The following is a 25,493-nucleotide window of genomic DNA, read 5'->3' on the forward strand; positions in this document are numbered from 1 at the left end:
TCTTTTCGCTAATCTATTCTTCGCCGATGATTCGGACTTCTGTTTCTAAGGTGACATCAAAGGTTTCTTTGATGACTTGTTGGATATGAGCGATCAGTTCAACGTAATCCGTTGCAGTGGCTTGATCGACATTCACGATAAAGCCCGCATGTTTTTCCGAAATTTGGGCTCCGCCCCATTTCAATCCTTGTAAGCCTGCATCTTGGATCAGCTTGCCGGTAAAATGACCGACTGGACGTTTAAAGACACTCCCACAAGAGGGGTATTCTAGCGGTTGCTTCAATTGCCGCAATTCTGTCAGTTCATCCATCCGCTTTTTAATTTGCTCTTGATCGCCTTTTGCTAGATCAAAGCGACTGCTCAAAATGATCATCTTTTGCTCTTGCAATTTGCTATGACGATAAGCAAATTCCATTTCTTCCTTGGTATAAGTCACGATTTGACCATTAGCCAGCAAAACGTCGCAGGACGCAAAGACATCTTGGATTTCGCCATCATAGGCGCCAGCATTCATAAAGACGGCACCGCCGACACTGCCAGGAATCCCGCAGGCAAATTCAAAACCAGTCAACGATTCATGCAAAGCGACATAGGTGGTATCGATCAACTTTGCTCCAGCATCGACGATCAAAGAAGTGCCGTCCACCACGATTTGGTTCATTTCTGATAGCATGATCACCACGCCACGAATACCACCGTCACGGACGATCAAGTTGCTGGCATTTCCTAAGACGATCCAAGGAATCGCTTGTTCTCGGCAATAATCAAGCAGCTGTTTGGCTTCATCTGCTGTTTTGGGAAAAGCCAAAATGTCTGCCGGTCCACCAGTTTTTGTATACGTATAGTTCAATAAGGGTTCATCTTTTAATAAGGCAATTTCAGGGAATTGCGCAATCATCAAGTCTTTATTCACGAGAAGGTTTCCTTTCACAATAAACATCTCACTTATTTTAGCATGTTCAAGGAAAAGTTGCTACCTCTGGTGAATCAAAGAAAAGCTTAATAATCAAATGACCTGATTAATAAAGAGTCAGCTTCAAAAAAAGTGTTTTGTTATTTCAGATAATCGTTCTTTCATCTCCGTAGTGACTTTATCGACTACTTCTAAGTGGCTGCGATGCAAGAAGTCCACACTGCAAATATGCTGACAAAGAATCGTCCCTTGAACTTTACTTTATTGTGTTTCGGTAACTGTTTGAAACGCATTCGATCGAGCAAATTTTTCTTCTACATATTTTTTGAGCTACTGAGTGGCATCACTAAGATGTTATTGAAACTCTTGTTATAATAATCATTACTAACCACTACACACGGTCTTTTTTTGCCATTTCATTTCCTTTGGTGGGATTTAAGTCAATAAAAGAATATCTCCTTGCCTTACCATTCAATGTTCTTCTCACCTAAATCTTTTTCAAAAAACATCTCACCTGTGTCAAATTTTCCCATTTCTTCTATGATCGCTAATTCTTGTTTCCAAAAAGCTTCAAAAGAAGGTGCTGCTTTTTCGCCTCTTACCTTGATCACACCTTCTGGGGTAAATTCAAAAATTACCCAGTGATTCTCTTTTAAGCCTAGTATTTGCCGCACACTTTTTGGAATAGTTATTTGATTTTTCGAAGTCATTTTCGCTGAAACTTGCGCTTTGATCGTCATGAAACTGCCCCCTTTTCAAAATGACTGTATCATAAAATGGAAGTAAACGTAAGAAGCCATCGTTCCTTTTCCGTACTACAAACGAATTTTCTCTAGCATCCAAATTTAATCCTCATTCTTCCTCCTTGTTTTCCTCATTCCGCTCACTTGCTTTGCGCTTCTGGCTTTTTTAGGTAAAATGGGAGGCGTAGTGGAAAACAAGGAGGAGTCTCAATGAAATTTATTTCTTGGAATGTGAATGGTTTACGGGCCATCGTTAAAAAAAATTTTTCTGAAGTGTTTGATGCCCTCGATGCTGATTTCTTTTGTTTACAAGAAACAAAGCTGCAAGAAGGTCAGATCGAATTGGATTTACCAGGCTATCATCAATACTGGAATTATGCGGAGAAGAAAGGCTATTCTGGCACAGCAATTTTCGCAAAAGAACCTGCACTATCGGTCCGTTATGGATTAGGAATCGAAGAACATGATACGGAAGGTCGCGTCATCACGCTGGAGTATCCTGAATTTTTCTTGATTACTTGCTACACACCGAATTCCCAAAATGAATTGCGCCGCTTGGATTATCGCATGACCTGGGAAGATGCCTTTTTGGCTTACTTGACTGAATTGAAACAACAAAAGCCAGTGATTCTCTGTGGTGATTTGAATGTTGCCCATAAAAATATCGATATCAAAAACTGGAAAACCAATCAAAAAAGTGCTGGGTTTACACCTGAAGAACGGGAAAAGTTTTCGACTCTTTTGGCTGCTGGCTTTACCGATACGTTCCGCTATTTCTATCCAGATGCAGAAGGTATTTATTCTTGGTGGAGCTACCGTTTCAACGCTCGCAAAAACAATGCTGGCTGGCGCATCGATTACTTTGTCGTTTCGGATGACTTAAATGAGCGCTTGCTAGACGCCAAGATCCATACAGATATCATCGGCAGTGACCATTGTCCGGTGGAGCTAGATCTCAAATAACCGTAAGAAAACTTCAGTTTTTCTTAACGTTTGTTCGCTTTTCATTCTTTGATTTTGTGCTAGAATGGCAATGAGGTGAGTCTGATGAATTTTATCGCAATGGACTTTGAAACAGCAAATTATCAAAAGCATAGTGCCTGTTCCCTTGCACTAGTCATGGTACAAGATAGCAAAATCGTTGGCGAATATTACACATTGATCCAACCGGAAACGGAATTTTTTTGGAAAAACATTCAAATTCATGGCATCCGTCCAGAAGATGTACAAGAAGCGCCTAAGTTTCCTGACGTATGGAAACAAATCCAACAATATTATCAACTGAACAGTTTGATCGTTGCGCATAACGCTGGTTTTGATACTGGGGTTTTGGCGGGATGTCTTGATTATTATGGGTTGTCACAACCAAATTATCTTTCCTTATGTACGGTGCGAACGAGCCGCAAGCTGTATCCAGAATTTACGAACCACAAATTAAACACGGTTTGTGAGCAATTACAGATTCCTTTACTAAACCACCATGATGCACTAGAAGATAGTCGGGCATGTGCCCAAATCTTATTGCGTCAAGAAGAAGAATTTGGTATCGATCCATTAAAAAAATTGGTTTTAGTCAAATAAATAAGAACGTGCGTCCTAAAGTCAGCATTGCGCTAGCCTTTAGGACGCACGTTTTCATTTAAGGAAGGATTCATTTTAGGTCAGATCGATCCAATAATGACAGATTACAGCGCCATCTTCAGGATCAATGACTTTTTCTGTCAATTTACCACCGTTGTTTTCAATGACTTTGGCGGAGGCGCGATTGGCTTCTTCACAGGTTACTAACACGTTGTTCAAGCCAAATTGTTTGGCCTTTACCAATGACTGTGCCAGCATTGCCGAGCCGATGCCTTGCTTTCGATGGTCTGGGTGCACCGAATACCCGATGTGTCCGCCAATTTGGCGCAAATATGCATTAAGTGTCAGACGCAGATTCAAGAGACCGACCACTTTTTGATCTTGGATAGCCAGATAGGTACGGGCGGGAACGAATCCTTCTGGTACCGTTTCTGCTGTTTTAAAATCTGCCAATCCCCCTAGCCAGTCTTTGGCTGTGGGACTTTCTACAAGTCCTGCCCCACCATGGATGACTTCTTGATTCTTCTCGAAGGCTTGCCGATACGCTTCGATTTGATCGCAGTCTGCGATCGTCGGTTCCCGAAACTCCATTTCCTTCACTCCTTTTTTATGATTCAAAAAGACGTGCCATCATCAAAACGTCAACTTTTTGCCCCTCGCGGGTTTGCACCGCTTCTTTCATACAGCCTTCTGTTAAAAAACCAAATTTTTGATACAGATGGATCGCCCGTAGATTTCTCGCTTGGACGGTCAACTCGATGCGGGTCAATTCGCCAACTTCTACTACCCAGTCCAGTAATTCTTCAATCAGGAGCGAACCTAAGCCCAAGCCCCAATAGTCTTTTAAAATCGAGATACCGATCTCTCCGACATGGGCTAATTGCCACTCTTCATTGCCTTTGACTGATGCCATGGCGATCAATTGTTCTTGATCAAATGCCAACAACAGCAAATAGTCCTCCCGTTCATAGATAGCATCCAACTGTTCTGCCAATAAGGCTTCTGGCAACGCCAAGCCGCTCTCGTCCATTAAGAGAAAATCCGTTTCTTCTCCTAGCTGTTGGCTGACTGCTAACACAGCTTTGGCATCAGCACCCGTGGCTTCTTTGATCTGTAATTGGATCTCACTCATGGGCTGCCTGCCATTTTGTTGTGATCCGTTGCAAAAAGGCGGTTGCTTTGGTGCCATATGCATGACATTTCACAAGACGTTTTTGTTCATCTGTATCATCTTTTTCCAAAATCAGTTCTAAATAATCCTCTGGCAGGGAGGCTTCTAAGAGATTGCCCCACTCGATCACACACAAGCCATCCCCTTCGAAATAATCATCCAGTCCTAAATCATCTGCACCGTATTCCACCCGATAGACATCCATATGGTACAGCGGTAGCCGCCCATTGGTATATTCACGAATGATCGTATAGGTCGGACTTTTGATCAGTTGCTCGATTCCTAGCCCCAAGGCGATGCCTTTCGTCAATGTTGTTTTGCCAGCACCTAAATCGCCCGTCAATACCAGATTATCCCCTGGCTCGGCTGCCTCTCCAATGATTTTTGCAAATGCTGCGGTTGCTTCTAAGTCGTTAATGGTAAACATAGTCCCCATCCTTTGATCAATCTAATTTACTAGTTGCTAGTATAGCTTGTTTTTCAAGGAATTGTAAAGAAGGAGCTTAGGGAAAATTTCCCGACGATCACTGGATCGTTGCTTTTGCGCACACTTCCTCCTTTGCTGCCCTCAACTTTCCAAAAGCAAAACAAAAAACTGACCCTCAACGGATCAGTTTTTCATCAGTGCAGCGATTGGCTGCTTATTTTTCCATTAATGTTTGTGCCGCAGTAATGATTGATAATTTGTAGACATCTTCTTCATTTGAACCACGAGACAAATCAGAGATTGGTTTGTTCAACCCTTGTAAGATTGGTCCAATCGCTTCAAAGTTACCGAAACGTTGGGCGATCTTGTAGCCAATGTTTCCTGATTGTAAATCTGGGAAAACAAAGACGGTTGCTTTACCAGCTACTTCAGATTCAGGAGCTTTCAATTGCGCAACTGCTGAGATATACGCAGCATCGAATTGCAATTCTCCATCGATTTGGTATTCTGGTGCCAATTCTTTGGCGATTTTTGTTGCTTCAACGACTTTATCTACTTCTGGTGCTTTCGCAGAACCTTTCGTTGAGAAGCTTAACATAGCAACCTTTGGATCGATTTCAAATAATTCAGCGGTTTTCGCTGAGTCAACAGCGATTTCTGCTAATTCTTGTGCATTTGGGTTTACATTGATGGCACAGTCTGAGAACAAGTATTTTTCTTGGTCACGACCACGAACCATTAAGAAAGCACCACTTGTACGGCTCACACCTGGTTTTGTTTTGATGATTTGTAAAGCGGGTCTTACTGTATCACCCGTAGAATGGATCGCTCCTGAAACCATTCCTTCAGTAATGCCCATGTAAGTCAACATTGTACCGAAATAGTTGACATCTTTTAAGATTTCTTCTGCTTGTTCTTTCGTTGCTTTGCCGTTGCGGCGTTCCACAAAAGCTTCAACCATTTCATCCCAACGATCATAATTTTCAGGATCTAAAATTTCAAAGTTTGATACGTTGATTCCGCGAGCTTCTGCTGCTTTTTCGATTTCAACCGGGTTACCGATCAAAACGGGTTCAATCAATTCTTCTGAACGTAAACGGCTAGCAGCACCTAGGATACGAGGATCTGTTGCTTCTGGAAAAACGATTTTGATATGACGACGCACGATTTTAAATTTTAAACTTTCGAATAATTCCACGGGTAAAGACCTCCAGTTTTTTTATACCCTTCCATTGTACAATAACTATGAAAAAAAGAACAGATAAAAATCCTGTATTAGTCGATTATTTTAAATATCGTTACCTTTTTCACAAATCCACTCATTCTAAATAACACAGTTTTACAACTGTGTTATTTTTTCTGGCAACGCCCAGGAAATTGGTTCTTCCCCTAATGCCAGCAACGCTTGATTGATCTTAGAAAAAGGTTTTGAACCAAAGAATCCTCGATGTGCCGACAACGGACTTGGATGAGGCGCTGTTATAATAATATGCTTGCTGGTATCTAACAAAGCGGCTTTCTTTTGGGCGGGTTTGCCCCAAAGTACAAAAATGACCGGTTCTTCTCGTTGATTCAATTTTTCGATAATCGTATCTGTCAGCTGCTCCCAGCCACGTCCATGATGTGAATAGGCTTGCCCTTCACGTACCGTCAATACGGTATTCAACAATAAGACCCCTTGTTGCGCCCATGGCACAAGATAGCCATGGGACACAGGTGGAATCCCTAAGTCATCGGCTAATTCCTTGTAAATATTGCGTAAGGAAGGCGGTATTTTGACCCCCGGCTGCACGGAAAACGACAGTCCGTGGGCTTGGTGCGGGCCATGATAAGGATCTTGACCTAAGATGACAACTTTTACGTCATGGTATGGCGTCAGTTTAAGTGCTTCATAAATATGATCCATCGCTGGATGGATCGTTTGCTGGGCATATTCTTGTTTCAAGAAAGCCCGTAGTTGTTGGTAATAGGGTTGCTCAAATGATTCTTGCAATTGTTCTTGCCAATCATTGTCCAATAGTCGTTTCATGGCGAATCTCCTTTGTTTTCTTCTAGGATAACAAATCCCTCCCCTTAGAAACAAGAATTACTCTTCGAAAGAAAAAAAATCCGTGATTTATGGTACACTATTTGTAGAAACGATTAAGAAAGGACGCTGACAATGATCAAATTAATTGCTTCTGATATGGATGGTACGCTTTTAAATGCCAGTATGCAGATTTCAGAAGAAAATATCCAAGCAATCAAATATGCCCAATCCAAAGGAATCGAATTTATGGTCGCAACTGGCCGTAACCGTAAAGAGGCATTGCCGCCGCTGCAAGAAGCCGGGATCGACTGTGCCATGATCACCTTGAATGGGGCCCAAGTCTATGACGAAGCGGGTAATTCATTATTTACTGTGCCGATCAGCCATGAACAAACTCGTTCGTTGATCGACCTACTAAAAGAAAACGACATCTATTTTGAGGTCTCAACGAGCAATGGGATCTACTCGGAAAGTCAGACACGTCGGATCGAAAATTTTGCGATCCATACGGCAGAAGCAATGCCCCATCTCACTCATAAGATGGCGATTGCTATGACAGCAGCCCGTTTAGAATTTTTACCGATCAATTATGTCGATGATTTCAGTGAGTTGTTTTCGATCGAAGAATTAGAATTTTTGAAAGTGATCTGCTTCCACCAAGACGGTGCCCGGGTATTGGGTCCTATCACGAAAATCATCGATGGGTACGGCGATCTAGTGGTGACTTCTTCTGGACAAAACAATATTGAGATCAACCACCGAAACGCGCAAAAAGGAATCGCAGTGGCACATGTCGCCAAAGATCGGATGATCTCACTGGCGGAAGTGATGACGATCGGTGACAACTTAAATGATGTAAGTATGCTGCAACTGGCAGGCGTTAGTTTTGCAATGGGAAATGGCGAGTTAGAGGTAAAAGAAGTCGCGAAGTATTTGACGGACACCAATATTGAGGCTGGTGTCGGCAAAGCAATCGTTCGGGCAATTGATGAAAATCTTTAAACCACGCAGCTTTTTGGGGATACATGAGGAGGCGTAAGTATGTCAGAATTTTTCATCCAAGATAGGCAACTTAGCAGAGTCACACGAACCATTGTCAAAGATGAAACAGGCAAATCACTATTTTTGATGGTGGGACGTTGGGGAACCAAGGGCGATGCCCTCTCCCTTTACCGTTTAAATGGGCAAATGGTCGCTAGTATCAAACAAATCAGCTTTACTTTTGGTACACGCTTTGAGATCTACAAAGACTTTGAGAAAGTCGGTACACTGCAAAAAATCTTTAACTGGCCAGGTGATTTCTACTATATCCAGCAGCTTCACTGGGCGGTCCACGGCGATATCTATAATCATCGCTATGGGATCCATCATTTCAATAAAAAGATTATGGAGATGGACAAAGCGACCTTGTTGACGGGGGATTATTATGTACTGGATGTTGTCGATGACCGGGATGCGCCGGTCTGCATCTGTATTGCGGCCGTCATGGATTACTGGCTGTACAATCGGCACCGCAAAAAAGACCATCCTCTTGAGCTTCGACTAACAAATGGAACCAGCTGAAAAATCAGCTGGTTCTTTTTTGCATATGGTCGTAAAGATGGCCACTGATCTCTCTTTGGGCCACGACTTCAAATCCGTGCTTTTCATAGAGCCGCTTCGCATGGGGATTTGCTCGGTCAACACTCAAGCCGATCACCTCATAACCATCTCTAGAAGCAATTTTCGGCAATGCTTCTAACAAGGCTGAGCCGACGCCTTTACCCCGAAATTTCTCAGCCACACAGATGGTATCTAAGTACCATTCATTTGGTAAAGTCTCTTCATCGATAAACAGCTTCATGTCTTTACTCAAACCGTACTGTTCCAGCACTTTATCTAGAGGCTGATCGATCGTCGCCTCTTCTTTGTCTGGATATCCAAAGGCGACGCCAGCAACTTCTCCGTCGATCTCATTGACTAGCGCACGGCGAAAGCCGTAACGATAATCGGGTTCTAGCATGGCATCTGCCAAGATCTCTAAGGTCTTGGCTTCTCCGATCTCTTTGACAAACGGCAATTCCATGTCCTTTAAAATGACTAAAACGAGTTCAGCCATGACAAAACGATCTTCTTCTTTTGCAAATCTTATCACGTTTTTTCCTCCTTGCTTCTATACATAGAATAACAATTCTCTCAAGAAAAACCAAGTTGAATCGACAAAGGATCAACACAAAGTCTTCCTTGTTTATTCATGTAATTCCAACGGCAAGCCGTCTGGATCTTGGAAAAAGGTCATCTTCTTATTGGTGAAGGTATCAAAACGAATCGGTTCGCACACAATCCCTTTAGTGGCTAACTCCGCTACGACTGCTTCAATATTTTCCACCGCAAAGGCCAAATGTCGCAAGCCGGCTGCTTCGGGAAAACTTGGTCTTGCTGGTGGGTTTTCCACCACAAACAGTTCTATTTCTGATTCCCCAAAGCGCAAGTCGATTTTTACATCTTTCTTTTCTGGACGCGCATGTTCACGAATCACTTCAAAGCCTAATTTTTCTACATAAAACTCTTTGGTCTGTTGGTAATTACTAGCGATGATCGCCACATGATGCATTTTTGAAAACATTATTGCCACTCCTTTGTATTGGACTCCTCTCTCAGTTTAAAGCCTTTGGCTGCATTTTACTAGAAAAGACTGCCGAAGTTCTCCTCTTTTCATAAATGGTTTCTGTTATACTAGAAAGCGGAAGGTGATGAAAAAATGAAACTACTTTATATTTCAATCTCTGGAAATACCCGTGCATTCGTCAACCGCTTGTTGGCCTATGCAGATCAGCAAGACACACCGCGCACTTGGGAAGCCAAAGAAATTCATGACAATAGTGTCTTTGAACAAGAAGACGAACCTTATGTGGTTTTTGTCCCTACCTATTTAGAAGGTGGAAACGGCGTCGATAACGGCGATCAGGAGATCCTTACAGAAACCATGCGGGAATACATTGACTATGAAAACAACGCCGCTCTTTGCTTAGGCGTGATCGGCAGCGGCAACAAAAACTTTAATTATCAATATTGCTTGACCGCAAAGCAATATGCGGAACAATTTTCGATTCCGTTCTTAGCGGATTTCGAGCTGCGAGGCACGACCCAAGATATTGAACGTATCTATGCTTGTTTAAAAGAAATCGATCCTGCCCACAGCAACACTTAGCTTTAGCCAGCATTCATTAGCCATTAGGAGGACTTTTGCATATGGAACCACAAACGATGGTCATTTTGATCATACTCGCCAGCATTCTCATCTTGACCGCACTAGATATCTGGAATCGATACAAAGTACGTCGTTACGTTCGGCTTGCTTGGGGAAAACTTCCCCGTCAGCCCCGCTTTGATAAAGAAGCGAGTTTGAAAAAAGCTTGGCTGACTGAGAAGAAGTTTCACGATTTTGATAGCGAGGTCGATGACATCACTTGGTATGACTTGGATGGCTTTTCGTTGTTTGAGTCCATTAATCTGACGTTTTCCAGTGTTGGTTCAGAAGCGTTGTACCAGCAATTACGCAATTTCCACTTCAAGCCGGACAAACAGCTGACCAAATTGATCGACTTTTTTGCTGCTGACAGTGCCGCACGCGAACAATCCCAATATACGTTTGCTCGTTTAGGAAAACAAGATGATAATTTTTCGAAAGCCTACTTGGCCAATGAAGCGGCGCAATCGATCGGTTCTCTGCCGTTCTTTGTCTTTTTAGGTGTGCTGCCATTAGTCGGCATCTTGCTGCTCCTGCTGGGGATTGTCCAAGGCCTCCTGTTGACGTTGATTAGTGTCGTTTTCAATACGATCTATTACTCCATCAAAAAAGCCAAGCTGGAAACAGAACTGAACAGCATGCGCTATTTGGTTCAAACGATTGCCTGTGGCAGTCAGATCGCTAAAATCAACACGCCCCTCCAAGATGAGCTCAAACAATCCTTGGCACCATTAAAGAAGATCACTCGTTTCGCTTTCTCGTTTCGTGCCAAAAACGGCAGCGAAGGAGACATGTTGTTTGAATACATCAATATCATTTTTATGCTGCCGTTTATTTCCTATCAAACGGTCACCACTACTCTGGCCAAACACCAACAAGCAGCCATGGATCTGTGGAATTTGCTGGGAAAATTGGAAGTCGCAGCCGCCATTTTAAATTTTCGCACGTATATGCCCATCACTTGCCTACCGACCTTCCAAACAAGCGGAGGTGTAGAAGCAACGGGTACGTATCATCCCCTTCTGAGTGAAGCAGTCATGAATGATGTCACTTGGACCCACAATACCCTTGTAACTGGCTCTAATGCCTCAGGCAAATCGACATATGTCAAAAGTGTCGCCATCAACTGTATTTTGGCACAAACGATCCAGACAGCAGTAGCTGAAACCTTTACGATGGTTCCTGGTCACGTCGTTACCTCGATGGCTGTCGAAGATGATCTATTTGAAGGCGACAGCTATTTCGTGGCGGAGATCAAATCCATCAAACGCCTGCTAGATACCGTTGCCACGAAACAGCGCTGCTACTGTTTTGTTGATGAGATTTTAAAAGGAACCAATACGGTGGAACGAATCGCTTCTTCTGCTAGCATCATCCATTGGTTGCGAGCCTACCCATCATTAGCCTTTGTCGCTACCCATGATATTGAGCTGACTGAAATTTTGAAAAATGATTGCCGCAACATTCATTTTTCTGAACAAGTCACGGAAGATGACGGCATCTCCTTTGATTACAAGGTCAAATCCGGTCCTGCCTTGAGCCGCAACGCGATCGCCCTCTTAAAAGTCATGGGCTACCCTGAAACGATCGTTCAAGACGCCTATGCCGCCGCCAATAATTTTGATCAAAACCGCAAATGGCAGGAATTATAACTTCACACACACAAAAGCGCCTTATCCCAGTGTCAGTCACAGGATAGGGCGCTATTTTATGTTTTATTTAGTCAAACAAACCAGTCGTTAAACTGTATTGCTCTCCTTGTAGCACATCGTATTGGATCAAACTATAGGCATCATAGATTTCTTGGGCTTCTTGATCCAACGCAAGAGTCGTCTGCCATTGTCCCTCTTGATAATATTGACCCAGTTCAAAAGCCGGCAACTCATCTTGCAAGGCCAACAACAACTGGTAAAATCCGCTGGTTGGTTGATCACTGGCTTCTAATAGGTTCGGTGCAAAATAAAAAGGACTTGTTACTGGTACATCTTCTGGTGCAAAATTCCCTTGCGAATCAACCATCAAAAACTCGGTTTCATGCAGGGCAGCCGTTTCATTTTGATCCTTGATTTCATCGGCATAAATGCCTGGTAAATGATCGCCCCAAAAGACGACCAACGTTCGCCGATCCAGCTGCTCTAATTCAGCCACAAAGTTTTTCAACGCTGTACTGCTATAAGAGATATCCTGTAGGTAGTTTTCCAAGGAAGCCATATTGCCCGGACCGCTCGCTTGGTAATTCAGCGTATCGTATTTGCCAGCATAGGGCATATGGGTCTGCATCGTCACTAAATGGACAAATTGCGGTTGCTGATCGTTTTCCAACAATGCCAGCACTTCTTTGTAGGCCGCCTCATCAGAGATGTAAGGATTATTTTCGATTTTGTCGGTATAGGTCATCGTATCTTGATCGATAAACTGTTCAAACCCCATCACCCCATAGACATCCTTGCGTTTGTACATTGATGTATCGTAAGGATGGATCGCCGTTGCCGTATACCCTGATTGTTCCAAGAAAGAAACCAAGGATGGCAGTTGCGTCAATTTCGGCACTAGCATCGTGTAAGGCGTTGTCATTTGCGGATTCAATAGGCCCATGGCAAAACCAGTCAACGCTTCAAATTCGATGTTTGCCGTACCGCCCCCATAATTTTGCGAAAGCATTTTTCCACTGATGGTTTGATCGGCGACGTGGTAATAGTCTTTCAACGGATCGCCGGTGATCGACAAGCCATTTAAATGGCTCGGGTCGGAAAAGCTCTCACTCATCACATAAACGATATTTGGTGCTTCACTTTCACGGTCTTGGTTTTTCTCCGCCGCCTGTGCATTGTAGGTATCCGCAATCGCTTGGATCGCTTCTTTTGAATACCCCTCAGGCTTCGTCATGGCATCTACCCGCAAGTTGTACAAAAACCCACCGATAAATCCCGTATTGTAATAGTTCATTTTTTGTGAATACGGAATCCAGAGCGCCGTCTGATTGTAGGCTTTGCGTAGAAGGTTGTTGCTGTCGTTGAAGTGTGAAACATAGACTAAGCCCAGCGAGCATACGACCAGCACTGCCCCTCGCATTACTTGTAAACGCCGGTTTAATTTGCGGCTGCGATAGATACTCCAGCCGATCGCCCCGATCGCCGCCAGAGCAAAGAGGATGGCTAAGAAAAACGCGCCATTGCCGATCATGGTTCGTAGAAGGTCGAATTGAGTGACCATCTTTAAATCATCAGGATAGATTGGTTCTTGGCGATAGACCATCTTCGTATGGTTGGCGTACCCTAAGATTCCGATGACGACACTATAAAAGATGCCCCCGATCAGTACTGAACCTGCCAAACTGGCAAACACCCCATACACCAGCAGTAGCACCCCACAAGCCAAGAAAAACTTTGCTGTATGCCACGAAAAGGCAAATTTCAAGGCTAATTCAACGGAAAGATTGTTTTGACACCATTGCAAATATAAATTACTGAAAATGATCAACAGGACGATGGCGATGCCTTTTAATGCGATCTTCAGATAAGGATGGCTATTTATTTTCACGAAGGAACATTCCTCCTTTTCTACACGTTCTAGGTACCCTCGTATTTTATGCTTTCAAGACAAGAAAGTAAAGCCAGGGCAAGAAGCTTTTGTTATTTTTAAAGAAAGCAACCCTCATAAAAAAAGAGTCTAAGGTTTCTTGCCCCCTAGACTCTTCTTTCTATCTGAATGGAACGGAATCACTGGTTTCGTTTATTTCCAAAAATCATCAAAAATCGTGACTGGCAAGTGGCGTTTGTGTTGCGTTTTGTTCCACCAGTTTTCAATGGTTTGTTGGGCTTCAGCCGCAATTTCCTTGCCTTCTAAATAGTCATCGATGTCGTTGTAGGTCACTCCTAAAGCTGCTTCATCTGCCACTAAAGGTTTGCCATCTTCCAAGTCCGCAGTTGGGACTTTTGTATACAACGCTTCTGGCGCGCCTAAGTATTGCAAGAGTTGACGACCTTGGCGTTTGTTCAAACGAAACAGTGGTAAGATATCGGCACCGCCATCGCCGTATTTCGTAAAGAAGCCGGTGATATTTTCCGCAGCATGATCTGTTCCCAGAACAGCCCCTGCTTTTTCACCCGCAATGGCATATTGTGTGATCATCCGTTGACGGGCTTTGATATTGCCTTTATTAAAGTCAGAAACCGCTAAGCCTGCTTCTTCCACCGCTTGCACTTGGGCATCGACGGCGGCTTTGATGTTTACCCGCAGCTCAATATCTGGTTTGATAAATTCAATGGCTTTTTTGGCATCTTCTTCATCTGCTTGTTCCCCATAAGGTAAGCGTACCCCTATGAACTGATAGTTGGGATTCCCGGTTTCGCTACGCATTTCCTCCATCGTCAATTGCGCGATTCGGCCGGCTAACGTTGAATCTTGTCCACCACTGATCCCCAAGACAAACGTATGCAAGAACGGATTCTTTTGCAGATACGCCTTTAAAAAATCAATACTCTTACGAACTTCTTCTTTCGGGTCGATGGTCGGTAAGACTCCTAATTCTTTGATAATTTCTTGTTGCATGGTCATAGAAACGCCTCCTCTTATTTTTTGAAGCAGCTGACTGATCTTAGGACCAGCGCAGTTGCGGATTACAAAATCGCGCCATTGGTCTGTTTGCGTACTTTTTCAATCGTGCGCATTTTATGATCCCAGCATTCTTGCGAGAGATCGACTGGGTATTTCTGTGGATTCAAGTCACGTTTGTACTCATCCCAAAGGGAATCCAAGCAATTCGTCGCATAGGCTTTGACGTGTTCTAAGTCAGGTACTTGATACACTTGCTGGCCATCTACAAAGATATCTTGCAACAATGGTCGCGCATCAAAGTTCGTCACTGTTTTGTTGATAAAAGTGTGAACAGGATGGAACATGAACAGTTCGTCTGCTGCTTGCGGATTTTCTTCCCATAGCGTGACATAATCGCCTTCTGACTTGCCGTCCGATTTACGGGTGATCCGCCAGACTTGTTTTTTCCCAGGGGTCGAAACCTTTTCGGCATTGCTGGATAATTTGATGGTGTCGATCATTTCTCCCTGCTCATTTTCGATGGCCACCAGTTTATAAACCGCACCTAATGCCGGTTGATCGTAAGCGGTGATCAGCTTGGTGCCGACACCCCATACATCGATTTTCGCCTTTTGCATTTTCAAGCTTAGAATCGTATTTTCGTCTAGATCATTGGAAGCATAGACTTTGGCTTCCGTGAATCCCGCTTCATCCAACTGTTCACGGACTTTTTTCGAGATATACGCCATATCGCCGCTGTCGATCCGCACACCTAAGAAATTGATTTTATCCCCCATCTCTTTGGCCACACGAATCGCATTTGGCACACCTAAACGCAATGTATCATAGGTATCGACTAAGAATACGCAATCTTTGTGGGTTTGGGCATATGCCATAAATGCATCATAGTCATTGCCGTAGGATTGCACGAGGGAATGGGCGTGGGTTCCGCTGGCTGGGATGCCAAAAATCTTCCCTGCCCGCACATTACTCGTCGCATCCGCTCCGCCAATATAGGCCGCTCGAGTCCCCCAAATGGCTGCATCCAATTCTTGTGCCCGCCGTGAACCAAATTCCAACAAGGGATCCGTGCCGATCACGGATTTGATGCGGGCAGCTTTCGTGGCGATCAAGGTTTGGAAATTGACCATATTTAGTAACGCCGTTTCGATCAGCTGCGCTTGTGCCAACGGCCCTTCTACTTGTATGATCGGTTCATTGTTGAAGACCAAATCGCCTTCTAACGCTGAACGAACGGTACAAGCAAACTTGAACTCCTTTAGATACTCTAAAAAGGCTTCTGGGTAGCCGCCGATTTCTCGCAAGTAGGCAATATCCGTTTCTGAAAAGGATAAATCGTTCAAATAATCGATCAATCGTTCCAGACCGGCAAAGATCGCATAGCCGTTTTCAAAAGGCATGTCACGGAAATAGCATTCAAACACCGCATTACGATCGGCTCTGCCTAACTCCCAATAGGTTTGCATCATGTTGATTTGGTAGAGATCAGTGTGTAGCGTCAAGCTGTCATCTTTAAATAATTTCTGCATGTTCTTACTCCCTCTAGCTTACTTCTTCTCATTATAGCAAAAAAAACACAAAAGACAGAAAATCTTGTTTTTTTCAAAAAAAAGTTGGGTTTTTGCCAGTACAAGGCAATCCATCTGAGAACAAATTGCTCAAAAGCATGGGTCAACCTCCTACTTATTGCGCATTATTTACGCGCTCGTATAAGGTCGCCCCTTTGTTCAACGTTTGATTGCTCTTGCAACGTGCATGTCCCAACTTCTTTCAACTACTATTCTTTCACAGGCAATTGAACAAGAATGACATCTTTCCTCGGTTTAGAAAAGGTGATGCCTCTTGCTTCCATTTCTTTACGAATATTGATATTGACGGTCACGTCTTTGCGATCGACCTTCAGCAAACGATGAATCGCTGTGTCGACTTCTTCCCGACTGATTTTCTTTTTATTGTTGATCAATACTAAAGAAATCGTATCAAAACTATCCACATAGAGAATCTGCGTCCGATCAAGCGAATACAATTTGTAGTATTTGATCGCTATTTTGTCGAATAGATACTTGGAGATGTTCGGGTAAAAAGTTTCCATATTTAGATTTTGGTTTACTGGGGTTTCAATCAACTTCATGCACAACATCCTCTCTCGAAACTAATTCTGTTAAAATAAAGCGGCCAACACCGCCGTCTTCCGCGCGCTCAATGGTTCGATCACAAACTGCTTTGATCGCTGGGCTGGCATTTGCTACAGCCAAAGAAACATCCACCGCTTCAAACATCGCAAGGTCATTTTCACCATCACCGATCCCGTAGCTTTTGGCAGCGGGAAAAGCTTCTAAAAAGCTACGGATCGCCGCACCTTTGGTCGCCAATGGATCAACGATTTCCAGTGTTTGGACAAAGGATTGAAAAATCGCTGCCGTTTCTGACTGGATCATCGCCCGCAGCCGTTCTCTTTTTTCGTCTGACGCTTCCATCAGTTCGATTTTGATGACCTTTATCTCTGGATGTTCCTTCATAAACTGCAACACGTCGTCTTTATGAAGGCATTCGTTGTAGAAGAACTCGTATTTGTAGTCAGCGATGATTTGCCCTCGCTCCCCTAACTCCGCGAGTAACTGCTTACGGCTTTCTTGAAATTGCGCTTCATACAAATGCGCTTGTGGGGAAATGATGCCATGGTCAGTATGTAAGAAATAAAAAACCGCTTCTGTCTCTAAGATACCAATCACTTGTGCCAATGTCTTATAGGGTAAGGTATGCGTCAAAACAGGCGCTTCTCCTTTTATCATCAGACCGGCGCCGTTTCCGAAAATCACATCGCAGGAAAGGCCTTCTTCCGCCATCATATCTTGAACAAGCTCAAATCCTCGCCCTGTGACAAACACAAAGTGATCCCCTTGGGCTTGCAAACAACGGATGGCTTCTTTATTGATCTCATGAATCGGGTGCCCCATTTCTTGAAACGTCCCATCAATATCAGAAAAAACTATTTGCATCTTATCTTCCTTTCTTTGTTATAATTATAGCACATTTTAAAAAACGCAAAAAAATTTTCTTGACTTTGTCGTTACGTCAACCTTTAGGATACAGGTGTAAGGAGGGAAAAGCCGATGGAATATACGATCAGTGCCTTAGCCAAACTGTCAGGAGTCAGCAGCCGTACCCTGCGGTATTATGATCAGATCAAGTTGTTACAACCGCAACGCACCAACTCAGCTGGTTACCGTATCTACGGGAGACAGGAAGTCGATCGCCTACAGCAGATTTTGTATTTTAAGTCTTTTGGGCTGTCATTAGAAACGATCCGCGGGATCTTGGATGAGCCGCAAGCATCGATCCAAACGGTCTTGTTGCAGCATTACCAACAGCTTTTACAAGAGCGAGCAGCCCTGGACAGTCTTTTGACCACCTTAGCGCAAACAATTGATTATTATGAAGGAGAAAAGACGATGACCGATCAAGAGAAATTCAGTTATTTTAAGAAACAAAAAATTCGTGAAAACGAAGCAAACTACGGTGCCGAGTTACGAGAAACCTACGGTGAGGAGATCATCGAAAAAAGCAACCAAAAGTGGCAGCAGATGACCCAAGTCGATTATCAAGCACTGACCGACAACGAAAACCGCTTATTGCAGCTGTTAAAAGAGCTATTGACTGAAAAGGAAGGGAAACGAATCCCTTCTGACAAAGCCCAAATGGCTTTTGCTGCACATCAAGCATGGCTCAAACAAGCAGCACCCTTTTACTCAGTAGAATATCACCGATCTTTAGGGGAAATGTACGTTCAAGACGAGCGTTTTACCGCCTATTACGATCAAAAAGCGGGCGTCGGCAGCGCCCAGCTGTTGAAACAGATCATTGACCATTACACCGAATCCCATTAAAAAAACGATGCGCAAGCACTGCCCGCTCAGGGGCTTTGTTTGCGCATCGTTTCGTCTATGCTATCGTTTGATGAACTCATAGGGCATGCGATAGTTGCCGCTTTTTTCCATTATCGCCAATTGGACGGCAGTCTCCCCGCAAGCTTGCAAGTGATGATCGATCGTTGAAAGCTGTAGCAGCTCACTGATGTATAAATTGTCCCGTCCAATCACGAGCCATTCTCCCGGCGCCTGTGACTGGATCCCAGCAGCAACATGATCCCCATTGGTGAAAATCGCTTCGACCCCTTTATCTGCAAAATAAGCAGCTGCTTCTTTGCCATCTTCTTCCGTCAAACAATCCCAAAAGATCAAGTCTTCGGAAAAAGTCGAAAAATAGTCATGAGCCAAACGGACCGTGATTTTTGAATTGCTGCTGAGCTTGCGGCTGCGTCCCAATGTCACGCCAATTTTCTGGATACCTTGTTCCTTAAAATACGTAAAGACTTCTTTGATCGATTCCTCTCGATCAATATAGGTGCAACCGTCAGTCAAATACGAGATATTCTCACAAAAGACGATGCGACCGTAAGAACGATAAGGCAATAAGGTTTCGATCGGATTCGCCCGCGAGGCAATGATCAAGGCATCAAAGCTTTTCGCCGCAAATTCTTGCAAATACGCTTCCTCTACTTGCGGATCATAGTTCGTGGCTAAAAGCGTAACCTTATAGCCCCGAGCAAACGCTGCTGTTGTGATGCCGCTCAACAAGCGATCGAAGTACGGATGATTGACAAATGGCAGAATCACACCAATATTTTTGGTTTTGCCAACACTCAATGCCCGCGCGGTGTAATTTGGAATATAGTTGACCTCTTTCATGACAGCCAGAATCTTGCGACGCTTTTCTTCACTGACATACGGATTGTTGTTAATGACTCGTGAAACTGTGGAGACCGAATAACCGGTCAAGCGTGCAATATCCCGAATGTTTGCCATGACTCACTGCTCCTTAAACGAATAATTGTTCTTTCATATAGTCTATCACACTTAACCCACATGTATAAAATTCATAGTAATCATTGTGATGAATAAATCCGATCCGCTGAGACCCGAAGTGTTCATCACACGTCAAGTGACTGATCTCATCCACAGGAATTTCTACTAATCGTTCTTGAAAGAACCCTTTTGGCTTCGTCAATACCAGTTGTTGTCCATCAAAAGCCAACGTTACATAACAACATTCCGCACCATTTTTCTTCATGTATGTATTCATTTTTTCATCCCGCCTTCCTTTTTATAAATCAAGCATACTGTATGAAACGCGTCTCAGAGCAAGTCATTTGTTTCACTTTTTAACAAAAACCGTTCGACCTTCATGTGAATTACTTCGCATATTTTGCTTTTGTTGGTACAATAAAAAGAGAACAGTGCGAAAGGAAGCGCAATTTTTTAAGGAGGACCGCAAAGTGACATTAGAAGAAGCTTTTTTATTAGACACCTTGCGTTGCCGCTTCAAGTTTTTAAGAGAAGAACGCGGATTGAGCCCAAAAGAAGTATGCCAGCATCTCGATGTGTCTTACCCCGATTACACCTTATACGAAGCAGGCGATTGCTTACCCGATGTATTGACGCTGCTACACGCAGCTTCCCTTTATAATGTTTCTGTCGATTACTTATTAGGACAGACAGAACGACCAGAACGGTATTTATGCTAACAATCGACTTTATCGAAAAAACGATCAAATGGTCGTTTTTTCTTTTGCCTCTTTCCCACTTTTCATCGATTAGCAACAATTGTTATCTAATCAAATGAAAAAAATCAAATCATGCGGTTCTTCTTGAAAAAAAATGATAGAATAAACCATCATACATAGAAGGAGTTCAAACAAACATGACCTATGCACTAGAACTAACCGATTTACGCAAAGTCTATGCCACCGGCGTTGAAGCGTTGCGGGGCATAAATTTGACGGTGGAAGAAGGCGACTTTTATGCCTTGTTAGGCCCTAACGGCGCTGGAAAGTCCACCACCATCGGCATTATCACCTCTCTTGTCAATAAATCTTCCGGAAGCGTCAAAGTCTTCGGCTACGATTTAGACAAAGAATTGGTCCAAGTCAAACAACAGATTGGTTTGGTTCCCCAAGAATTCAATTTCAATCCCTTTGAAACGGTCCAGCAGATCGTGGTCAATCAAGCTGGGTATTATGGTGTCCCCCGCAACGAAGCCATCAAGCGCAGCGAAAAATACTTGAAGCAGTCGAATTTGTGGGAAAAACGCAATGTTCGTGCGCGGATGCTGTCGGGCGGGATGAAACGCCGTTTGATGATCGCTCGTGCCCTGATGCATGAACCACGGCTATTGATTTTGGATGAACCGACGGCAGGTGTCGATATCGAATTGCGTCGGGAAATGTGGAGCTTTTTGCGGGAGCTGAACCAAAATGGCACAACGATCATTTTGACGACCCATTATTTAGAAGAGGCGGAAATGCTTTGCCGCAACATCGGGATCATTCAATCTGGTGAACTGATCGAAAACACCAGCATGAAATCCTTGTTGGCAAAACTGCAATTTGAAACCTTTCTTTTTGATATCGCACCGATCAAACAAGCACCAACGATCACTGGATATCCGATCCAAATGGAAGATGAACAGACCATCGCCGTTGAAGTCGCTCGAGACCAAGGCGTCAACGATCTTTTTGCTCAATTCAGCCAGCAAGGGATCAATGTCCTCTCCATGCGCAACAAATCCAATCGCTTGGAAGAACTATTTTTGAAAATCACCGAAGAAGCACACGAAGCGGAGGAAAACCATGTTTAGTCTTTATTTTACAGCCTTAAAAAGTTTAGCGGTCAAAGAGACCAACCGCTATTTAAGGATTTGGGTGCAGACCCTCGTCCCACCCGTCATCACTACTTCCTTATACTTCATTATCTTTGGGAAAATGATTGGCAGCCGCATCGGCGAAATGGGCGGCTTTTCTTATATGGAATTTATCGTTCCTGGGCTGATCATGATGTCGACGATCACCAGCTCTTACTCCAATGTGTCTTCTTCCTTCTTTTCACAGAAGTTTCAAAAAAACATTGAGGAACTCTTAGTGGCGCCGGTTCCTACTCACGTCATCATTTGGGGCTTTGTCTTTGGCGGACTTGGCCGTAGTATCTTGGTGGGCACATTGGTGACCATCATTTCCCTTTTCTTCGTGCCATTACATGTGTATTCTTGGGTCATCGTTGTCTTAACCCTAGTCATGACCGCCATCTTATTTTCATTAGCAGGGTTGCTAAATGGGATCTTCGCCCAATCCTTTGACGATGTTTCCATCGTGCCAACCTTTGTTTTACAACCATTGACCTATCTTGGAGGCGTCTTTTACTCCATCAGCATGCTGCCGCCGATTTGGCAAACGATCTCCAAAGTCAACCCGATCGTGTATATGATCTCTGGTTTCCGCTACGGCTTTTTAGGCACCATCGATGTCCCAATTTTCCTATCCATCGGTATTTTGGTCTTGTTCATTGTTGTCTTATACAGCGTATGCTGGTACTTGATCCAAAAAGGCCGCGGGCTGCGTAGTTAATTGCAATAAAAAAAAGATGAACTTCATTAATGAAGCTCATCTTTTTTTTTTATTAGGCATTCAAAACGATTTTTTCCAGCAATGCACCGGCTTGGTGTCTGCCTTCTAAATCAGTACTTCCAGAAAATTGCTGCACGCGATCCATGTTGGTGATCAAAACGATCACCATGGTTTCTTTGCCTTGCTGCTTGATAAACGGCAGATCCATTTGTGCCAGTTTGGTTTGCGGAGTGACTTGCTCCCCAGCTTTGACAAAGACTTCAAAGCCTTGACCACCAAGGGAAACTGTATCGATCCCCATATGCACAAGAACTTCAACGCCGTTTTGGGTCTTGATCCCGACGGCATGTTTTGAAGGGAAAACAGTGGTGACTTCGCCACTGACCGGTGCAAAGATTTGGCCATCTTGGGACTCGATGGCATAGCCTTCTCCCATCATTTTCGTTGAAAAAACTTCATCTGGTACATCTTCTAATGGGACGTATTCACCATGAGTCACGGCATGCAGATCCACTTCGTTGGTGTAACGATCGCCTTCTGCTGCTTGATTTGGTACCAAGAACCAGCTCATTGCAAAGGATAAGCCGATTGCCAAGATGATCCCTAAAACAGCATAGATAAAGTATTCCCCAATATAGGCTGGCAAACTAAAGATACTTGAAAGAATATATCCATAAATCCGAACACCGAAGAAACTGATGAAGGCAGACGCCACAGAACTACCAACTGTTGCTGCGATGAAGGCTTTTTTATACTTCGACAAAATCCCGAATAACGCAGGTTCTGTGATCCCTAACAAGCCTGAAACCGCCGACGATAGAATGATCGATTTTTCTTCTTTGGTTTTGACTTTGAAATAAATAGCTGCTGTTGCGCCGGTGATTGCCATATTTGCCATAAACATCATTGGCATCAACATGTCATACCCTTGATTGGCAAAGTTTTGCAAAGCGATCGGGGTCATGGCATGATGCAGTCCCGTGAAGATTGCGATTGGTCGAATCGCCCCTACCACGATTCCTGCTAAGACAGGCGAGATAGTGAATAATCCAGCCACGCCAGCAGCCAATAAGTTTCCTAGATGGATACTGATTGGGCCAATGACCGTTAATGTCAAGATACCAGCGACAAACAACGAAATCGTCGGTGTAAACACGGTACGCAGCACTTGTGGTAAGAGTTTATCGACCCAACGGTAAATATAACTGAGCGCCAGCACGGCAAAGATAATGGGAATCACTGTCCCTGCATAGTTAAAGACGGGTACTGGCAATACGCCGAACAAACGAAAGACAGAAATGCTCCCTTCGGCTACCGCATTGGTCATCGTTGGAAATTGCAGTGTTGCCGCGATTGCAATCGCTAAATATTGATTGGTTTTAAAAATCCGAGCGGCTGAGGCAGCAACAAAAAATGGCAAGAATGTGAATACGCCGCTCGCGATCATGTCGATCACTAAATAGGTATCTGTTTGATTAGAGATGACATTCAATGCCACCAATCCAGCCATCAATCCTTTGATCATTCCTGCGCCAGCGATAGCTGGAACGATCGGACCAAAAACGCCAGAAACGGTATCCATAAATAAGGAAACGGCTCCTTTTTTCTCTGATGTTTCCCCTTGGTTCGCTTCATCAAGACCTAATTCTTTGGCTAAAGGTACATAATAATCAGCAACATCCGTTCCTATCACTACTTGCAGCTGATTGCTTTGATATTTTGTTCCTACGACTTTGGGTGTTTTTTCTAACGCCGCATAGTCGACTTTTTTCTCATCCTTTAAATCAAAACGCAAGCGAGTCATACAGTGCCATGCATTGTTGATATTGTCTGATCCGCCAACATCTTTAATGATCTGTTTTACGATGTCTTCTTTGGTCATCTTTTTTTCCCCCTGTTGTTTGCTAACGGTCCTGATCCTTTTGACGGGCGCCCTTTCAGGTGTTTCCGTTTTCACACACATAGTAGCATGCTCACACAGACTTGTAAAACCAGTCCTTTTTTGATAAAAACAGAATAAAAACGCTATATATCAACGTTTCATTATAAAACAGTAAAAAATTGGACTGGTTTTATGGTGTATATCTAGTTTTTATTAGACCAAATTGACAGCGGTTGCCAAGCATGTTTCAATGGCTATAGCAACTAGAGACAAAAATTGGAGTGAATGAAATGACACCAACGATCATCACCGACGTCAAAGCCTTTGCGATCAAACCTGATCGCCATAACCTTGTTGTCGTTAAAGTAGAAACGAACAAAGGCGTATCTGGGTTAGGCTGCGCAACCTTCCAGTTTCGCCCACTAGCCGTAAAAACCGTCGTTGACGAGTATTTACGCCCCCTCTTACTTGGCCGCGATGCCAATCAAATCGAAGATCTTTGGCAAGTGATGAATGTCAATTCTTACTGGCGGAATGGTCCGATCACCAACAATGCCATCTCAGGAGTCGACATGGCTTTATGGGACATCAAGGGACAATTAGCCGATATGCCATTGTATCAACTGTTAGGTGGAAAAGCGCGTACGGCGATTCCCGCCTATACCCATGCCGTGGCAGATAATCTCGAAGACCTTTATCAAGAAATCGATCGCTTCTTGGCTGAGGGGTATCGCTATATCCGTTGCCAATTAGGCTTTTATGGTGGAAATCCTAGCCAACTGCAAACACCCGATCAGCCCATCGCTGGTTCCTATTTTGATCAAACAGACTACATGGACACAACACTGAAAATGTTTGCTGCGATCCAAGAACGATACGGCAATCAATTTCAAATGCTGCATGACGTGCATGAACGGCTGCATCCAAACCAAGCGATTCAATTTGCAAAATCCGCTGAACCTTTTAATCTCTTTTTCCTAGAAGATATTTTGCCGCCGGATCAAAACAAGTGGTTGCAGCAACTCCGCAGCCAGTCGGCGACCCCGATCGCGACCGGCGAATTGTTCAATAATCCGATGGAATGGCAAGAGCTAGTCAAAAATCAACAGATTGACTTTATGCGTGCCCATGTCTCACAAATCGGTGGGATCACGCCAGCATTGAAATTGGCTCACTTCTGCGATGCGATGGGCATTCGGATCGCTTGGCACACGCCGTCTGATATCAGCCCTGTCGGCTTAGCCGTCAACACCCATCTAAATATCCATCTGCACAATGCCGCGATCCAAGAAACGATTGCGATCCCAGCAAATACCCAGTCGGTCTTTGGTGGCAGTCCGCAACCTGAAAACGGCTATTTTTATCCGATCGAGAAAAGTGGGATCGGAATCACGTTCGATGAAGCAGCAGCTGCGGAATTTCCCGTGGTTTACCGTCCTCATGAATGGACCCAGAGCCGTACACCAGACGGCACATTGATCACTCCTTAAACACAACAAAAG

The 25,493-nt window shown here is 43.8% G+C and carries 29 protein-coding genes; 11 read left to right on the forward strand and 18 right to left on the reverse strand.

Annotated elements, in window-relative coordinates; all coding sequences use genetic code 11:
• Positions 1 to 13: 13 nt before the first annotated feature.
• The 3 genes from murB to IGJ42_RS12925 form a co-directional block, all read right to left on the reverse strand.
• Positions 14 to 898 (reverse strand): UDP-N-acetylmuramate dehydrogenase, encoded by an 885-nt coding sequence (gene murB / locus IGJ42_RS12915; protein ID WP_371875350.1) that lies wholly within the window; start codon positions 896 to 898, stop codon positions 14 to 16.
• 329 nt (positions 899 to 1,227) lie between these two features.
• A complete protein-coding gene (locus tag IGJ42_RS12920; RefSeq protein ID WP_236596272.1) occupies positions 1,228 to 1,305 on the reverse strand; it encodes a type II toxin-antitoxin system PemK/MazF family toxin in 78 nt (25 codons plus the stop codon).
• A 72-nt stretch (positions 1,306 to 1,377) separates the two neighbouring features.
• Positions 1,378 to 1,653 (reverse strand): AbrB/MazE/SpoVT family DNA-binding domain-containing protein, encoded by a 276-nt coding sequence (locus IGJ42_RS12925; protein ID WP_201688466.1) that lies wholly within the window; start codon positions 1,651 to 1,653, stop codon positions 1,378 to 1,380.
• 213 nt (positions 1,654 to 1,866) lie between these two features.
• On the opposite strand from IGJ42_RS12925, the gene IGJ42_RS12930 reads away from it, so the two are divergent.
• On the forward strand, positions 1,867 to 2,619 hold the full coding sequence (locus IGJ42_RS12930) for an exodeoxyribonuclease III (RefSeq protein ID WP_194188161.1): 753 nt from the start codon (positions 1,867 to 1,869) through the stop codon (positions 2,617 to 2,619).
• 84 nt (positions 2,620 to 2,703) lie between these two features.
• Positions 2,704 to 3,237 (forward strand): 3'-5' exonuclease, encoded by a 534-nt coding sequence (locus IGJ42_RS12935; RefSeq protein WP_010749886.1) that lies wholly within the window; start codon positions 2,704 to 2,706, stop codon positions 3,235 to 3,237.
• Positions 3,238 to 3,312: 75 nt separating this feature from the next.
• Here IGJ42_RS12935 and IGJ42_RS12940 read toward each other — a convergent pair whose 3' ends face one another.
• From IGJ42_RS12940 to IGJ42_RS12960, 5 genes are all read right to left on the reverse strand, one after another.
• Positions 3,313 to 3,828 (reverse strand): GNAT family N-acetyltransferase, encoded by a 516-nt coding sequence (locus tag IGJ42_RS12940; RefSeq protein WP_194188162.1) that lies wholly within the window; start codon positions 3,826 to 3,828, stop codon positions 3,313 to 3,315.
• Between the two features lie 16 nt (positions 3,829 to 3,844).
• Entirely contained in the window at positions 3,845 to 4,369 is a 525-nt protein-coding gene (locus IGJ42_RS12945) for a GNAT family N-acetyltransferase (RefSeq protein ID WP_008380704.1), read from the reverse strand.
• A complete protein-coding gene (gene tsaE / locus IGJ42_RS12950) occupies positions 4,362 to 4,835 on the reverse strand; it encodes a tRNA (adenosine(37)-N6)-threonylcarbamoyltransferase complex ATPase subunit type 1 TsaE (RefSeq protein ID WP_034858989.1) in 474 nt (157 codons plus the stop codon). Before tsaE ends, IGJ42_RS12945 begins: the two co-directional genes overlap by 8 nt.
• A 214-nt stretch (positions 4,836 to 5,049) precedes the next feature.
• The gene (gene pta, locus IGJ42_RS12955) at positions 5,050 to 6,033 is read right to left on the reverse strand and encodes a phosphate acetyltransferase (protein WP_008380699.1); all 984 of its coding nucleotides are present in this window, start codon (positions 6,031 to 6,033) and stop codon (positions 5,050 to 5,052) included.
• A gap of 141 nt (positions 6,034 to 6,174) precedes the next feature.
• Positions 6,175 to 6,864 (reverse strand): uracil-DNA glycosylase, encoded by a 690-nt coding sequence (locus IGJ42_RS12960; protein ID WP_142424649.1) that lies wholly within the window; start codon positions 6,862 to 6,864, stop codon positions 6,175 to 6,177.
• Positions 6,865 to 6,996: 132 nt separating this feature from the next.
• Between IGJ42_RS12960 and IGJ42_RS12965 the strand changes: the two genes are divergently transcribed.
• On the forward strand, positions 6,997 to 7,866 hold the full coding sequence (locus IGJ42_RS12965; protein ID WP_016612723.1) for a Cof-type HAD-IIB family hydrolase: 870 nt from the start codon (positions 6,997 to 6,999) through the stop codon (positions 7,864 to 7,866).
• A 39-nt stretch (positions 7,867 to 7,905) separates the two neighbouring features.
• Positions 7,906 to 8,427, forward strand: a complete 522-nt coding sequence (locus tag IGJ42_RS12970) for an LURP-one-related/scramblase family protein (RefSeq protein WP_005228514.1) — start codon at positions 7,906 to 7,908, stop codon at positions 8,425 to 8,427.
• 4 nt (positions 8,428 to 8,431) lie between these two features.
• On the opposite strand, the gene IGJ42_RS12975 is transcribed toward IGJ42_RS12970, so the two are convergent.
• Positions 8,432 to 8,998: a GNAT family N-acetyltransferase gene (locus IGJ42_RS12975; RefSeq protein ID WP_005234129.1), complete on the reverse strand. Its 567-nt coding sequence runs from the start codon at positions 8,996 to 8,998 to the stop codon at positions 8,432 to 8,434.
• 93 nt (positions 8,999 to 9,091) lie between these two features.
• A complete protein-coding gene (gloA2, locus tag IGJ42_RS12980; protein WP_005234127.1) occupies positions 9,092 to 9,469 on the reverse strand; it encodes an SMU1112c/YaeR family gloxylase I-like metalloprotein in 378 nt (125 codons plus the stop codon).
• 135 nt (positions 9,470 to 9,604) lie between these two features.
• Between gloA2 and nrdI the strand changes: the two genes are divergently transcribed.
• Together nrdI and IGJ42_RS12990 are read left to right on the forward strand one after the other, a co-directional pair.
• Positions 9,605 to 10,054, forward strand: coding sequence for a class Ib ribonucleoside-diphosphate reductase assembly flavoprotein NrdI (gene nrdI / locus IGJ42_RS12985; protein ID WP_430615712.1), 450 nt, complete (start codon positions 9,605 to 9,607; stop codon positions 10,052 to 10,054).
• A gap of 41 nt (positions 10,055 to 10,095) precedes the next feature.
• Positions 10,096 to 11,745, forward strand: coding sequence for a MutS-related protein (locus IGJ42_RS12990; protein ID WP_430615714.1), 1,650 nt, complete (start codon positions 10,096 to 10,098; stop codon positions 11,743 to 11,745).
• A 67-nt stretch (positions 11,746 to 11,812) separates the two neighbouring features.
• Here IGJ42_RS12990 and IGJ42_RS12995 read toward each other — a convergent pair whose 3' ends face one another.
• From IGJ42_RS12995 to IGJ42_RS13015, 5 genes are all read right to left on the reverse strand, one after another.
• Positions 11,813 to 13,633: an LTA synthase family protein gene (locus tag IGJ42_RS12995; RefSeq protein ID WP_077451950.1), complete on the reverse strand. Its 1,821-nt coding sequence runs from the start codon at positions 13,631 to 13,633 to the stop codon at positions 11,813 to 11,815.
• A gap of 192 nt (positions 13,634 to 13,825) precedes the next feature.
• Positions 13,826 to 14,650, reverse strand: a complete 825-nt coding sequence (gene nadE / locus IGJ42_RS13000) for an ammonia-dependent NAD(+) synthetase (RefSeq protein ID WP_077451952.1) — start codon at positions 14,648 to 14,650, stop codon at positions 13,826 to 13,828.
• 62 nt (positions 14,651 to 14,712) lie between these two features.
• Positions 14,713 to 16,179, reverse strand: coding sequence for a nicotinate phosphoribosyltransferase (locus IGJ42_RS13005; RefSeq protein ID WP_005234120.1), 1,467 nt, complete (start codon positions 16,177 to 16,179; stop codon positions 14,713 to 14,715).
• 248 nt (positions 16,180 to 16,427) lie between these two features.
• Positions 16,428 to 16,781, reverse strand: coding sequence for a DUF1827 family protein (locus IGJ42_RS13010; protein ID WP_005234119.1), 354 nt, complete (start codon positions 16,779 to 16,781; stop codon positions 16,428 to 16,430).
• A complete protein-coding gene (locus IGJ42_RS13015) occupies positions 16,768 to 17,649 on the reverse strand; it encodes an HAD-IIB family hydrolase (protein ID WP_005234118.1) in 882 nt (293 codons plus the stop codon). The genes IGJ42_RS13010 and IGJ42_RS13015 overlap by 14 nt, the downstream gene beginning before the upstream one ends.
• A 114-nt stretch (positions 17,650 to 17,763) precedes the next feature.
• Here IGJ42_RS13015 and IGJ42_RS13020 point away from each other — a divergent pair, with 114 nt between their 5' ends.
• Positions 17,764 to 18,537, forward strand: coding sequence for a MerR family transcriptional regulator (locus IGJ42_RS13020; RefSeq protein WP_430615717.1), 774 nt, complete (start codon positions 17,764 to 17,766; stop codon positions 18,535 to 18,537).
• A 60-nt stretch (positions 18,538 to 18,597) separates the two neighbouring features.
• Here IGJ42_RS13020 and IGJ42_RS13025 read toward each other — a convergent pair whose 3' ends face one another.
• Complete coding sequence (locus IGJ42_RS13025) at positions 18,598 to 19,515, reverse strand: LacI family DNA-binding transcriptional regulator (RefSeq protein WP_008380675.1); 918 nt, start codon at positions 19,513 to 19,515, stop codon at positions 18,598 to 18,600.
• Between the two features lie 13 nt (positions 19,516 to 19,528).
• Entirely contained in the window at positions 19,529 to 19,792 is a 264-nt protein-coding gene (locus IGJ42_RS13030) for a hypothetical protein (protein WP_005228502.1), read from the reverse strand.
• A 193-nt stretch (positions 19,793 to 19,985) separates the two neighbouring features.
• Between IGJ42_RS13030 and IGJ42_RS13035 the strand changes: the two genes are divergently transcribed.
• The 3 genes from IGJ42_RS13035 (at position 19,986) to IGJ42_RS13045 (ending at position 22,109) form a co-directional block, all read left to right on the forward strand.
• Positions 19,986 to 20,234, forward strand: coding sequence for a helix-turn-helix domain-containing protein (locus IGJ42_RS13035; RefSeq protein ID WP_008380673.1), 249 nt, complete (start codon positions 19,986 to 19,988; stop codon positions 20,232 to 20,234).
• Between the two features lie 176 nt (positions 20,235 to 20,410).
• On the forward strand, positions 20,411 to 21,346 hold the full coding sequence (locus IGJ42_RS13040; protein ID WP_005234114.1) for an ABC transporter ATP-binding protein: 936 nt from the start codon (positions 20,411 to 20,413) through the stop codon (positions 21,344 to 21,346).
• Positions 21,339 to 22,109, forward strand: a complete 771-nt coding sequence (locus tag IGJ42_RS13045) for an ABC transporter permease (protein ID WP_005228499.1) — start codon at positions 21,339 to 21,341, stop codon at positions 22,107 to 22,109. The genes IGJ42_RS13040 and IGJ42_RS13045 overlap by 8 nt, the downstream gene beginning before the upstream one ends.
• Before the next feature lie 52 nt (positions 22,110 to 22,161).
• Here IGJ42_RS13045 and IGJ42_RS13050 read toward each other — a convergent pair whose 3' ends face one another.
• Positions 22,162 to 23,991, reverse strand: a complete 1,830-nt coding sequence (locus tag IGJ42_RS13050) for a glucose PTS transporter subunit IIA (RefSeq protein ID WP_429968056.1) — start codon at positions 23,989 to 23,991, stop codon at positions 22,162 to 22,164.
• A 290-nt stretch (positions 23,992 to 24,281) separates the two neighbouring features.
• Here IGJ42_RS13050 and IGJ42_RS13055 point away from each other — a divergent pair, with 290 nt between their 5' ends.
• Complete coding sequence (locus IGJ42_RS13055; RefSeq protein ID WP_429968057.1) at positions 24,282 to 25,481, forward strand: enolase C-terminal domain-like protein; 1,200 nt, start codon at positions 24,282 to 24,284, stop codon at positions 25,479 to 25,481.
• Positions 25,482 to 25,493: the final 12 nt, after the last annotated feature.

The organism is Enterococcus sp. DIV1067f, assembly GCF_050543505.1.
Taxonomy (GTDB): Bacteria; Bacillota; Bacilli; order Lactobacillales; family Enterococcaceae; genus Enterococcus_D; species Enterococcus_D entomosocium.

Coding starts and splice junctions, on each gene's coding strand:
- IGJ42_RS12945 (WP_008380704.1), bottom strand. CDS start 4,369: ATGAGTGAGATCCAATTACAGATCAAAGAAGCCACGGGTGCTGATGCC.
- IGJ42_RS12930 (WP_194188161.1), top strand. CDS start 1,867: ATGAAATTTATTTCTTGGAATGTGAATGGTTTACGGGCCATCGTTAAA.
- IGJ42_RS12965 (WP_016612723.1), top strand. CDS start 6,997: ATGATCAAATTAATTGCTTCTGATATGGATGGTACGCTTTTAAATGCC.
- IGJ42_RS13055 (WP_429968057.1), top strand. CDS start 24,282: ATGACACCAACGATCATCACCGACGTCAAAGCCTTTGCGATCAAACCT.
- IGJ42_RS12960 (WP_142424649.1), bottom strand. CDS start 6,864: ATGAAACGACTATTGGACAATGATTGGCAAGAACAATTGCAAGAATCA.
- IGJ42_RS13015 (WP_005234118.1), bottom strand. CDS start 17,649: ATGCAAATAGTTTTTTCTGATATTGATGGGACGTTTCAAGAAATGGGG.
- nadE (WP_077451952.1), bottom strand. CDS start 14,650: ATGACCATGCAACAAGAAATTATCAAAGAATTAGGAGTCTTACCGACC.
- IGJ42_RS13030 (WP_005228502.1), bottom strand. CDS start 19,792: ATGAATACATACATGAAGAAAAATGGTGCGGAATGTTGTTATGTAACG.
- IGJ42_RS13010 (WP_005234119.1), bottom strand. CDS start 16,781: ATGAAGTTGATTGAAACCCCAGTAAACCAAAATCTAAATATGGAAACT.
- IGJ42_RS13050 (WP_429968056.1), bottom strand. CDS start 23,991: ATGACCAAAGAAGACATCGTAAAACAGATCATTAAAGATGTTGGCGGA.
- nrdI (WP_430615712.1), top strand. CDS start 9,605: ATGAAACTACTTTATATTTCAATCTCTGGAAATACCCGTGCATTCGTC.
- tsaE (WP_034858989.1), bottom strand. CDS start 4,835: ATGTTTACCATTAACGACTTAGAAGCAACCGCAGCATTTGCAAAAATC.
- IGJ42_RS13025 (WP_008380675.1), bottom strand. CDS start 19,515: ATGGCAAACATTCGGGATATTGCACGCTTGACCGGTTATTCGGTCTCC.
- IGJ42_RS13040 (WP_005234114.1), top strand. CDS start 20,411: ATGACCTATGCACTAGAACTAACCGATTTACGCAAAGTCTATGCCACC.
- gloA2 (WP_005234127.1), bottom strand. CDS start 9,469: ATGTTTTCAAAAATGCATCATGTGGCGATCATCGCTAGTAATTACCAA.
- IGJ42_RS13020 (WP_430615717.1), top strand. CDS start 17,764: ATGGAATATACGATCAGTGCCTTAGCCAAACTGTCAGGAGTCAGCAGC.
- IGJ42_RS12935 (WP_010749886.1), top strand. CDS start 2,704: ATGAATTTTATCGCAATGGACTTTGAAACAGCAAATTATCAAAAGCAT.
- IGJ42_RS12940 (WP_194188162.1), bottom strand. CDS start 3,828: ATGGAGTTTCGGGAACCGACGATCGCAGACTGCGATCAAATCGAAGCG.
- IGJ42_RS12925 (WP_201688466.1), bottom strand. CDS start 1,653: ATGACGATCAAAGCGCAAGTTTCAGCGAAAATGACTTCGAAAAATCAA.
- IGJ42_RS13005 (WP_005234120.1), bottom strand. CDS start 16,179: ATGCAGAAATTATTTAAAGATGACAGCTTGACGCTACACACTGATCTC.
- IGJ42_RS12970 (WP_005228514.1), top strand. CDS start 7,906: ATGTCAGAATTTTTCATCCAAGATAGGCAACTTAGCAGAGTCACACGA.
- murB (WP_371875350.1), bottom strand. CDS start 898: ATGATTGCGCAATTCCCTGAAATTGCCTTATTAAAAGATGAACCCTTA.
- IGJ42_RS12990 (WP_430615714.1), top strand. CDS start 10,096: ATGGAACCACAAACGATGGTCATTTTGATCATACTCGCCAGCATTCTC.
- IGJ42_RS13045 (WP_005228499.1), top strand. CDS start 21,339: ATGTTTAGTCTTTATTTTACAGCCTTAAAAAGTTTAGCGGTCAAAGAG.